We start from the raw sequence: 9949 nt of genomic DNA, 5'->3' as shown, positions 1-9949 counted from the left end.
TACCCCCGGCGGTGCTGGCTGGCAGGAAGTAATTCAGGTGACTGCACATGAATGATTTACAGATCGACGACATCAAGACCGACGAAAATGCCGCCATGGTGTTGCTGGTCGACGACCAGGCCATGATCGGCGAAGCCGTACGGCGTGGCCTGGCCCAGGAAGAAAATATCGACTTCCATTTCTGTGCCGACCCGCACCAGGCGATTGCCCAGGCGATCCGCATCAAGCCGACGGTGATCCTGCAAGACCTGGTGATGCCCGGTCTCGATGGCCTGACGCTGGTGCGCGAATACCGCAACCACCCGGCCACGGCGAATATCCCGATCATCGTGCTGTCGACCAAGGAAGACCCGCTGATCAAGAGCGCGGCGTTTTCTGCCGGGGCCAATGATTATCTGGTCAAGCTGCCCGACAACATCGAGTTGGTGGCGCGCATCCGCTATCACTCGCGTTCCTACATGACCCTGTTGCAGCGGGATGCTGCGTACCGCGCGCTGCGGGTCAGCCAGCAACAACTGCTGGACACCAACCTGGTGCTGCAACGCCTGATGAACTCCGATGGCCTGACCGGGCTGTCCAATCGCCGGCATTTCGACGAATACCTGGAGCTGGAGTGGCGCCGCGCCATGCGTGATCAAACCCAGTTGTCGTTGTTGATGATCGATGTGGATTTCTTCAAGACCTATAACGACAGTTTTGGGCATGTCGAAGGCGATGAGGCCTTGCGCAAGGTCGCGGCGACCATTCGCGAGGCCAGCAGCCGGCCTTCGGATTTGCCGGCGCGCTATGGCGGTGAGGAGTTCTCGCTGGTGTTGCCGAATACTTCTCCGGGTGGGGCGCGGTTGGTTGCCGAGAAACTGCGTATGGCGGTGGCGGCGTTGAAGATCCCGCATATCGCGCCGACCGAGGGCTCCAGCCTGACCGTCAGCATTGGGCTATCGACCATGACGCCGCAGCAGGGGTCGGATTGTCGGCAGTTGATACTGGCGGCGGATAAGGGGTTGTATACGGCCAAGCATAATGGGCGGAATCAGGTGGGGATTGAGTAGGGCTTGTTTTGTGGCGGCGTGGTGGTGTGTATATCCGTTATTTAGGTAACGGCCGCTTAGGGTTCCGCTCTTACAGCGGGTCACTTTTGAAAAGCCGGAATGCCGGCCCAGTCAAAAGTGACCCGCCGTAAGGGCGGAACCAATACCCGCCATAACCGCAGCAACGGATCTGTCCCCCATACGATCAACCCATTCCCCGGCGCCTTTTCGCCCAGCGGACTGCCGCTCAAGCCCGTTTGCCGTTATACTCGCCGGCTTTCAAAAGTTCGCCAACGAGTGCTGCCCGCCATGGAAATCAACCCGATCCTTAACACCATCAAGGACCTGTCCGAGCGCTCCGAAACTATTCGGGGGTATCTTTGACTACGATCAAAAGCATGAGCGTCTGACCGAGGTCAACCGCGAGCTTGAAGATCCGAGTGTCTGGAACAAACCTGAATACGCCCAGGAACTGGGCCGCGAGCGCGCTGCGCTGGCGCAGATCGTCGAGACCCTCGACGCATTGAACACCGGTCTGGCCGATTGCCGTGACCTGCTGGACATGGCCGTCGAAGAAAACGACGAAGGCGCGGTGGGCGATGTCGTCGCCGAGCTGGCCAGCCTTGAGGAAGGCCTCGCCAAGCTTGAATTCCGCCGCATGTTCAGCCACGAAATGGACCCGAACAACGCCTACCTGGACATCCAGGCCGGTTCCGGCGGCACCGAAGCCCAGGACTGGGCCAATATCCTGTTGCGTATGTACCTGCGCTGGGCTTCCAAGCGTGGTTTCGATGCCACCATCATGGAACTGTCCGAAGGCGAGGTCGCCGGCATCAAGGGCGCGACCGTACACATCAAGGGCGAATACGCCTTTGGCTGGCTGCGTACCGAGATCGGCGTGCACCGCCTGGTGCGCAAGAGCCCGTTCGACTCGGGCGCCCGTCGCCATACCTCGTTCTCCGCGGTGTTCGTATCCCCGGAAATCGACGACAAAGTCGAAATCGAGATCAACCCGGCCGACCTGCGGATCGACACCTACCGTTCCTCCGGCGCCGGTGGTCAGCACGTAAACACCACCGACTCGGCCGTGCGTATCACCCACGTACCGACCAACACCGTGGTGAGTTGCCAGAACGAACGTTCCCAGCACGCGAACAAGGACACCGCCATGAAAATGTTGCGGGCCAAGTTGTACGAGCTGGAGATGCAAAAGCGCAACGCCGCCTCCCAGGCCCTGGAAGACAGCAAGTCCGACATCGGTTGGGGGCACCAGATCCGCTCTTATGTGCTCGATGCGTCGCGGATCAAGGATCTGCGCACTAACATCGAACGCAGCGACTGCGACAAGGTGCTCGACGGCGACATCGACGAATACCTGGAAGCCAGCCTGAAATCAGGCCTGTAATACCCCCTGTAGGAGCCGGCTCGCCGGCGATCCCCGGTCGAAGGCCGGGGACAACGAACCTGATGGAAAATTTGAAGACATGAGCGACCAACAACTCGACCAGGCCCACCAACAGGAAGAAAACTCCCTGATCGCCCAGCGCAAGGAAAAGCTTGCTGCCGAGCGCGCCAAGGGCAACGCCTTCCCCAACGACTTCCGTCGCGACAACTACTGCGATGCGCTGCAGAAGCAATACGCGGACAAGACCAAGGAAGAACTGGCCGAAGCGGCGATCCCGGTCAAGGTGGCAGGTCGCATCATGCTCAACCGTGGCTCGTTCCTGGTGATCCAGGACATGACCGGTCGCATCCAGGTCTACGTCAACCGCAAGACTTTGTCGGAAGAAACCCTGGCCTCGGTGAAAACCTGGGACCTGGGCGACATCATTGCAGCCGAAGGTACCCTGGCGCGCTCCGGCAAGGGAGACCTGTACGTTGAAATGACCAGCGTCCGCCTGTTGACCAAGTCCCTGCGTCCGCTGCCGGACAAACACCACGGCCTGTCGGACACCGAGCAGCGCTATCGCCAGCGCTACGTCGACCTGATCGTCAACGAGGAGGTGCGCGACACCTTCCGTGTGCGCTCGCAAGTGATCGCGCATATCCGCAGTTTCCTGGCCAAGCGCGACTTCCTCGAAGTCGAAACCCCGATGCTGCAAACCATCCCGGGCGGTGCTGCGGCCAAGCCTTTCGAAACTCACCACAATGCGCTGGACATGGCCATGTTCCTGCGTATCGCGCCGGAGCTGTACCTCAAGCGCCTGGTGGTGGGCGGCTTCGAGAAAGTGTTCGAGATCAACCGCAACTTCCGTAACGAAGGCGTCTCGACCCGCCACAACCCAGAATTCACCATGTTGGAGTTCTACCAGGCCTACGCCGACTACGAAGACAACATGGACCTGACCGAAGAGCTGTTCCGCGAGCTGGCACAGCTGGTCCTGGGCAGCACCGACGTGCCGTACGGCGACAAGGTGTTCCACTTCGGCGAGCCGTTCGTGCGCCTGTCGGTGTTCGACTCGATCCTCAAGTACAACCCCGAACTGACCGCCGATGATCTGAACGACATCGACAAGGCTCGTGCCATCGCCAAGAAAGCCGGCGCCAAGGTGCTGGGCTTCGAAGGCCTGGGCAAACTGCAGGTGATGATTTTCGAAGAACTGGTGGAGCACAAGCTGGAACAGCCGCACTTCATTACCCAGTACCCGTTCGAAGTGTCGCCGCTGGCCCGTCGCAACGACGACAACCCGAACGTCACCGACCGTTTCGAGCTGTTCATCGGTGGCCGCGAAATCGCCAATGCCTACTCCGAGCTCAATGACGCGGAAGACCAGGCCGAGCGCTTCATGGCCCAGGTGGCCGACAAGGACGCCGGCGACGACGAAGCCATGCACTACGACGCCGACTTCGTACGCGCCCTGGAATACGGCATGCCGCCCACCGCCGGTGAAGGTATCGGCATCGACCGTCTGGTGATGTTGTTGACCAACTCACCGTCGATCCGTGACGTGATCCTGTTCCCGCACATGCGGCCGCAAGCGTAACCGTAGCGATACCCGAAGCCGCCTTTTATAAGGCGGCTTTTTTATGTGGCATTCATAAGCGTCAAGCAAACAGCGCCAGGTGATCGGCGATCGTTCCCACGCTCTGCGTGGGAAAGCCTCCCCTGACGCTCCGCGTCACCCCTATAAAAAGGAAGCTCTGTCGTGAACCGCGTAACCGCTCAAGAAGGCGCCGCCGGCATTGCCGCTGCCGTGGCTGAAAGCGTCCAGTACCAGGGCCGCAAGGCGAGTCGACGGGGCAGCGAGCAACGCAGGCAAGACATTCTCGACGCGGCCATGCGCATCGTGGTGCGCGAGGGCGTACGGGCGGTGCGTCACCGCGCGGTGGCGGCGGAGGCCGGGGTGCCATTGTCGGCCACCACCTACTATTTCAAGGATATCGATGACCTGCTCACCGATACCTTCGCCCAGTACGTCGAACGCAGTGCCGCGTTCATGGGCAAACTGTGGGTGCGCAACGAAGGCCTGCTGCGCGAGATGGTCGCCTATGGCGATGGCAGCCCGCAGTCGCGTTCGCAACTGGCCGATGACATTGCACGGCTGACCGCCGACTATGTGCAGCGCCAACTGACCAATCGTCGCGAGCACCTGATGGCCGAACAGGCCTTTCGCCAAGAGGCTCTGTTGAACCCACGACTGGCCGAACTGGTGCGCTCTCACCAACAGATTCTGTTGCAGGGCACCGGGCAGTTTTTCCAGGTGCTGGGTTCCCGTGAGCCGCAACAGGATGCCAAAGTGTTGACGGCGATAATCGGTCGGATGGAATATCAGGGCCTGTTGGGCGGCGCAGAGCCTCTGACCGGTGAAGAGATGCTTGAGATCCTCAAGCGTTACATGCATTTGGTGTTGGCCTCGGTTTAGACAAGCCAATATGCGATTCGCTTTATGTGGGAGCTGGCTTGCCTGCGATAGCAACACCCCGGTTTATCTGAAGGACCGAGGTGCCTGTATCGCAGGCAAGCCAGCTCCCACACCTGATGGGGAATGTGATGAAAACCTGGCGTGTTCTGGCAATCACCTTGTCATTCTTGCTGCTCAGCGGTTGCCTGGTGACCTTCAAGGACCCGCTGCCGGCCCATGAAGCTGCGCCGGAGGCCTTGTTGGGGCGCTGGTCGAGCAAGAATGCCTGGGGCGAACCGCTCAATCTGCAGATCACCCGTGCCGGCGAGCACCGCTACAAAGCCGTGAGCTACCCTAAAGCCAAACCGGGCGAGCGCGATGAATACCTGTTCACCGTCTCGCGCCATGGCAGTCGCTGGTACCTGTCGGCCCCATTGCCGGCCAAACTGGGCGGGCATTTCATCCTGGCGGGGTTTGAAATCAGCGAAACGCGCGAATTGGTGGTCTACAACCTTGACCTTGAGCAGATTCATCAAGCGATAGGTCAGAAGGTGCTGCACGGCAGTACCGTGGAAACCGTCGAAGGCGCCGGCGTGCTGGTGGACAGCTCCCTGGATCAGGTGTTTGCCTACCTGGATGACCCCGCCAATGCCGACGTGTTCGTGGAAGCCGTGCGCTATCAGCGCGCAGGCCAATAACGTTTAAAGAGGAAGTAGCGGGTGGACGATTACCAGCAGACGATACGCGCCTTGTCTGATCGCATTGTGCTGGCGCAAACCCCGATCCGCGTCCTCGACGCCGTGAAGTGGGACGAGAACATTCGCCAGGGATTCCTCAAGGCCAAGGGCAAGGAAATGCCCGCCGTGGATCGCGATTATTACTTGAACCGGCCCCTGTCGTTCGATTCCAGCGCGGTCAAGTTGGAGTTCCAGAACATCGAGCGCGACATTACCCGTCGCCTCGGCCAGTTCAGCCCGGTGGGGCAGATCATGCGTCGCATGTGCAAGGAATACCGCATGGTGGTGCGCATGCTCGAGGCGCGGGGTACCGAGGATTTCGGCCTGATTTCCCAGGAGCTGTACGGCGCCGCCTCCGATGCCTTCCACGCCGGGGACCCGACCCTGGCTGACCTGGGCCTGATGCTCTCCGACTACCTGAACAACATCGACGGCCGTGGCGACCTGAAAGACGAAGCCAAGACCCTCACCGCCAAGAACGCCGTGGAGCTGCTGCAAAGCCGCCTGAACAAGGTGTTTGGCGAGGCCGAAGAAACCATCCGTGTGTTCGAGTCCGACGGTATCGTCGCCGACGCGGCGGCGGGCGCCGACTACATCAAGATCCGCGCCGACGCCATGTTCAACGAGCGCGACGTGCGCGCCCTGGAAGTACACGAGGGACTGGTGCATGTCGGCACCACCCTCAATGGCCAGAACCAGCCGATCTGCACCTTCCTGTCCAAGGGCCCGCCCTCGTCGACGGTGACCCAGGAAGGTCTGGCGATCCTGATGGAGATCATCACGTTCGCCTCCTACCCGAGCCGCCTGCGCAAGCTGACCAACCGCACCCGCGCCATCCATATGGTGGAGGAGGGCGCAGACTTCCTGCAGGTGTTCGAGTTCTTCCGCGAGCAAGGTTTTGAAATGGCCGAAAGCTATGGCAACGCCAGCCGGGTATTCCGTGGCTCGACACCGACCGGGCTGCCGTTTACCAAGGATCTGTCCTACCTCAAGGGCTTCATCATGGTCTACAACTACATCCAGCTCGCCGTGCGCAAAGGCAAGCTGGAGCAAGTGCCGCTGCTGTTCTGCGGCAAGACCACCCTGGAAGACATGCGCACCTTGCGCCAGTTGGTCGACGAAGGCCTGGTGGTACCGCCCAAATACCTGCCGGAGCAGTTTCGCGACATGAACGCGCTGGCGGCCTGGATGTGTTTCTCCAACTTCCTCAACCACTTGAGCCTGGACCGGATCGAAGCGGATTACTCCAATATCCTCTAAAGGATCTGCCTGTATCAAAAATGTTAGATCGTTCCCACGCTCTGCGTGGGAACGCCGCCCATGACGCTCTGCGTCAGTAGAACGGACGCAGAGCGTCCTGTTGATGCATTCCCACGCGGAGCGTGGGAACGAGCGTCTGGAGGCTTCAACGGATGAGAATCCTCGGCATTCTGTGCCTGCTACTCACTTTGAACGGTTGCAGCTCGCTGCTGTTCTACCCCGAATCGGGCCTGCCGTTCACACCGGAAAAAGCCCGCCTGGCCTACCGTGATGTCACCCTCACCACCGCTGACGGCGTGAAGCTGCATGCCTGGTGGCTGCCGGCCAAGGCCGGCGTACCGCTCAAGGGCACGGTGCTGCACCTGCATGGCAATGGCGGCAATCTCACCTGGCACCTCGGCGGCAGTTGGTGGTTGCCGGAGCAGGGCTATCAGGTGCTGCTGCTCGACTATCGCGGTTACGGGCTGTCGGAAGGCAAGCCGTCGCTGCCGGCGATCTATCAGGATATCGATGCTGCATTCAACTGGGTCGACACGGCCCCCGAAACCCAAGGCCAGCCGCTGATCGTGCTGGGCCAGAGCCTGGGCGGCGCGTTGGCGGTGCATTACCTGGCAGAACACCCGCAGCGTCAGGCGCAGCTTAAGGCGCTGGTGTTGGACGGCGTACCGGCCAGTTACCGTGACGTAGGACAATTCGCCCTGAGTACCTCCTGGTTAACATGGCCGTTGCAGGTACCCCTGTCATGGCTGGTGCCGGACGCCGACAGTGCGATCCGCACCATGCCTCAACTGACGGGTGTGCCGAAGTTGTTGTTTCACAGCCTGGATGACCCGATTGTGCCGGTGGCCAATGGCATTCGGCTGTACCAGGCCGCGCCGCCGCCGAGGGTCCTGCAACTGACCCGGGGCGGGCATGTGCAGACATTTGCCGACAAGACCTGGCAAACCGTGATGCTGCGTTATCTGGACGACCCGCAGCATTTCGACGGCCTGCGCCGCCTGGGCGAAATTCCGAATTATCCCCTTCCTAAAGCTGACGCATCAGAGAGCCCGCAATGAGCGAAGAACGCAACATGATCCCGCTGATCCTCACCGGTATCGGCACCATCATCGGTACCGTCGGATGCCTCTGGTACTACGGCTACCTGCACTTCGCCAAGCCGGAAGATGCGTTGCTGCTCAGTGAGTTCACCATGCTCAAGACCGTTCCGGGGGAGGATTACAAGGTCTCCCTGACCCCGGCTGCGCAAGTGGCGCAGTGCATCGATGGCGTGCTGGTGATGTTTGACACCGAGCAAAAAGGCCTTACGGGTGTGCTGGTCAACAACAAGAAGCAGGCTGTGCGCTGCATGGGCCAGGAAACCCCGCAATTGCAGCCCTGATTCCATCTGGAAATATTTGGAACCAACTGGCGCAAGACACCACTCATTGGCCGATCACGGTGATTGAGTGGTCACCTATCCATAGCGCGCCCAGGAGACCCACGGTGCTGAATGATCCGATCGGTAGAATGTTAGAGATGGCCAGGACGCATCAGTCCGTAGAAAGCTGCAAAGGGCTTATCCTCGACTGGTTGCAGGAGCCGTGCGACGACGAACTGCCCACGCCTAAACCCGATTTTTCAGAGCGTGCAGAGAGCCCGGGCCCCATCACCTACTGACCAAAAAAAACCACCGTTTCCGGTGGTTTTTTTCATTCAGCTCGGGTCGATCAGTTGACCACGGAAGAACGTGGCTTGACCGGCTGGTTGTCGTTGGAAATGGTCACTTCCACACGACGGTTCATGGCGCGACCCGATACGCTGCCGTTATCGGCCACCGGGTATTCCTTGCCGTAACCGGTAGTCACGATGCGGCGTGGGTCCACGCCCATTTTGATCAGTGCGACCTGCACCGAAGCCGCGCGACGCTCCGACAGGCTCTGGTTGTACGAGTCGCTGCCGGTGCTGTCGGTGTAGCCCTCGACGATCACCTGGCGATCCGGGTTTTCCTGAAGGAATTGCGCCAGCTTGTTGATGTTCACCAGGCCGCTGGATTTCAGGTCGGACTTGTTGGTGGCGAACAGCACATCACCGAAGGTCACCAGGGTGCCGCGATCGGTCTGCTTGGCGTTCAGGCTGTCTTGCAGTTGCTTGATCTGTGCGTCACGGGCTTCGAGCAGAGCGCGGGCACGTTCGTCGCCGGCGTTTTTCAGCTTGGCTTCGGATTCGCGCAGCACGATGGTGTCTTTGGCCACCTCAACACGCTGGTTGGTCAGGTACGCCAACTGGTCGACTTTCTTCTGGTCTTCGCGGTCGCGGTAGGCTTTGTCAGCCTTGTCCAGCCACTCACTGGCGTCCTTGGTCTCCAGGGCCGCCACTTTGGTCGCTTGCGGGTTGGCTTGCAGGGCCGAGAAGTTGGTCCGTGCGTTTTCCAGGTTCGCGTTCGGCGGGGTGGAGCACGCCGCCAGGGCAACGCTCATCGCCAGCAGGGCAGGGATCATCAATTGTTTACGCATAGTCGTGTCGTCCTTTCAATTCGATATCGGGTGCAGTGCAATCAGGGGCGGCGGCTTATTTCTGCTGGATAGCAGCCGGGCGCATGCCTTCCTGACGCAGCTCCTGAACAGCTTTCTGGGAGTCCTTCACAGCCTGTTCAGCCTTGGCGGCCTGGGCCTTGCGCTCTGCGACGCGGGCGTCCCACTCGGCTTGTTCGGCCAGGCGACGGGCTTCGTCGTAGTTCTTGTCGTGCATGGCGATCTCGGCTTGCTTGAGCTTGTCCTGGGCCGACTTCATTTCCACCGCCGCGAACTCGGTGCCGCCGGCGCTGACGGCGCTGTTCACCGCAGACTGGGTCACCGCGTATTGCTCGGTCGGAGGGTTGCCGGCGCAGCCAGCCAGAACGAAGCTGGTACCGATTGCCAACGCGGCCAATTTGAGCCCGCGCAGATGGTTAAACGAGGATTTGGCAGTGCTGGTCTTCATCGTCTTCAACTCCATTGGGTAACTCCTGAAAAACATCGACATCCATCTCAGGCGGTCAGCGATTGCGGGTCCGGCAGTGGCGCGTGACACCTTTCAAACGGCTGTTCCAAGTGATGGCTTA

General features: G+C 60.3%; 10 protein-coding genes. 8 read left to right on the top strand and 2 right to left on the bottom strand.

All coding sequences use genetic code 11. The annotated features are described in order from the left end of the window. The first annotated feature begins 47 nt into the window (after positions 1-47). The 8 genes from ACW9IN_RS05895 (at position 48) to ACW9IN_RS05860 (ending at position 8248) form a co-directional block, all read left to right on the top strand. Complete coding sequence (locus ACW9IN_RS05895; RefSeq protein ID WP_457364991.1) at positions 48-1049, top strand: diguanylate cyclase; 1002 nt, start codon at positions 48-50, stop codon at positions 1047-1049. A gap of 288 nt (positions 1050-1337) precedes the next feature. Continuing rightward, a protein-coding gene (gene prfB, locus ACW9IN_RS05890) for a peptide chain release factor 2 (protein ID WP_457364990.1) occupies positions 1338-2433 on the top strand; the annotation gives its coding sequence in 2 pieces (ribosomal slippage) (positions 1338-1409 and positions 1411-2433; 1095 coding nt in all). 79 nt (positions 2434-2512) lie between these two features. Beyond that, positions 2513-4012, top strand: coding sequence for a lysine--tRNA ligase (gene lysS / locus ACW9IN_RS05885; RefSeq protein WP_457364989.1), 1500 nt, complete (start codon positions 2513-2515; stop codon positions 4010-4012). Between the two features lie 162 nt (positions 4013-4174). After that, positions 4175-4891: a TetR/AcrR family transcriptional regulator gene (locus ACW9IN_RS05880; RefSeq protein WP_457364988.1), complete on the top strand. Its 717-nt coding sequence runs from the start codon at positions 4175-4177 to the stop codon at positions 4889-4891. Positions 4892-5019: 128 nt separating this feature from the next. Continuing rightward, on the top strand, positions 5020-5568 hold the full coding sequence (locus ACW9IN_RS05875) for a hypothetical protein (RefSeq protein ID WP_457364987.1): 549 nt from the start codon (positions 5020-5022) through the stop codon (positions 5566-5568). Between the two features lie 21 nt (positions 5569-5589). Next, on the top strand, positions 5590-6867 hold the full coding sequence (locus tag ACW9IN_RS05870) for a flavohemoglobin expression-modulating QEGLA motif protein (protein WP_457364986.1): 1278 nt from the start codon (positions 5590-5592) through the stop codon (positions 6865-6867). Positions 6868-7019: 152 nt separating this feature from the next. Then, complete coding sequence (locus tag ACW9IN_RS05865) at positions 7020-7925, top strand: alpha/beta hydrolase (protein ID WP_457364985.1); 906 nt, start codon at positions 7020-7022, stop codon at positions 7923-7925. After that, on the top strand, positions 7922-8248 hold the full coding sequence (locus ACW9IN_RS05860; protein ID WP_457364984.1) for a hypothetical protein: 327 nt from the start codon (positions 7922-7924) through the stop codon (positions 8246-8248). The genes ACW9IN_RS05865 and ACW9IN_RS05860 overlap by 4 nt, the downstream gene beginning before the upstream one ends. Positions 8249-8576: 328 nt before the next feature. On the opposite strand, the gene ACW9IN_RS05855 is transcribed toward ACW9IN_RS05860, so the two are convergent. Both ACW9IN_RS05855 and ACW9IN_RS05850 read right to left on the bottom strand, forming a co-directional pair. Next, positions 8577-9362: an OmpA family protein gene (locus tag ACW9IN_RS05855; RefSeq protein WP_457364983.1), complete on the bottom strand. Its 786-nt coding sequence runs from the start codon at positions 9360-9362 to the stop codon at positions 8577-8579. A gap of 55 nt (positions 9363-9417) precedes the next feature. Next, positions 9418-9843, bottom strand: a complete 426-nt coding sequence (locus ACW9IN_RS05850; protein WP_457364982.1) for a DUF4398 domain-containing protein — start codon at positions 9841-9843, stop codon at positions 9418-9420. Between the last annotated feature and the right edge of the window lie 106 nt (positions 9844-9949).

Source organism: Pseudomonas sp. SDO5271_S396 (genome assembly GCF_054071795.1).
Note: the sequence above shows the minus strand (reverse complement) of the source record. Positions and strands in the feature narration are given on the sequence as shown.

Bases quoted from the DNA above. Each gene is read 5' to 3' on its own strand.
- ACW9IN_RS05875 (WP_457364987.1), top strand. From the start codon at position 5,020: ATGAAAACCTGGCGTGTTCTGGCAATCACCTTGTCATTCTTGCTGCTC.
- ACW9IN_RS05865 (WP_457364985.1), top strand. From the start codon at position 7,020: ATGAGAATCCTCGGCATTCTGTGCCTGCTACTCACTTTGAACGGTTGC.
- lysS (WP_457364989.1), top strand. From the start codon at position 2,513: ATGAGCGACCAACAACTCGACCAGGCCCACCAACAGGAAGAAAACTCC.
- ACW9IN_RS05850 (WP_457364982.1), bottom strand. From the start codon at position 9,843: ATGGAGTTGAAGACGATGAAGACCAGCACTGCCAAATCCTCGTTTAAC.
- ACW9IN_RS05895 (WP_457364991.1), top strand. From the start codon at position 48: ATGAATGATTTACAGATCGACGACATCAAGACCGACGAAAATGCCGCC.
- ACW9IN_RS05855 (WP_457364983.1), bottom strand. From the start codon at position 9,362: ATGCGTAAACAATTGATGATCCCTGCCCTGCTGGCGATGAGCGTTGCC.
- ACW9IN_RS05860 (WP_457364984.1), top strand. From the start codon at position 7,922: ATGAGCGAAGAACGCAACATGATCCCGCTGATCCTCACCGGTATCGGC.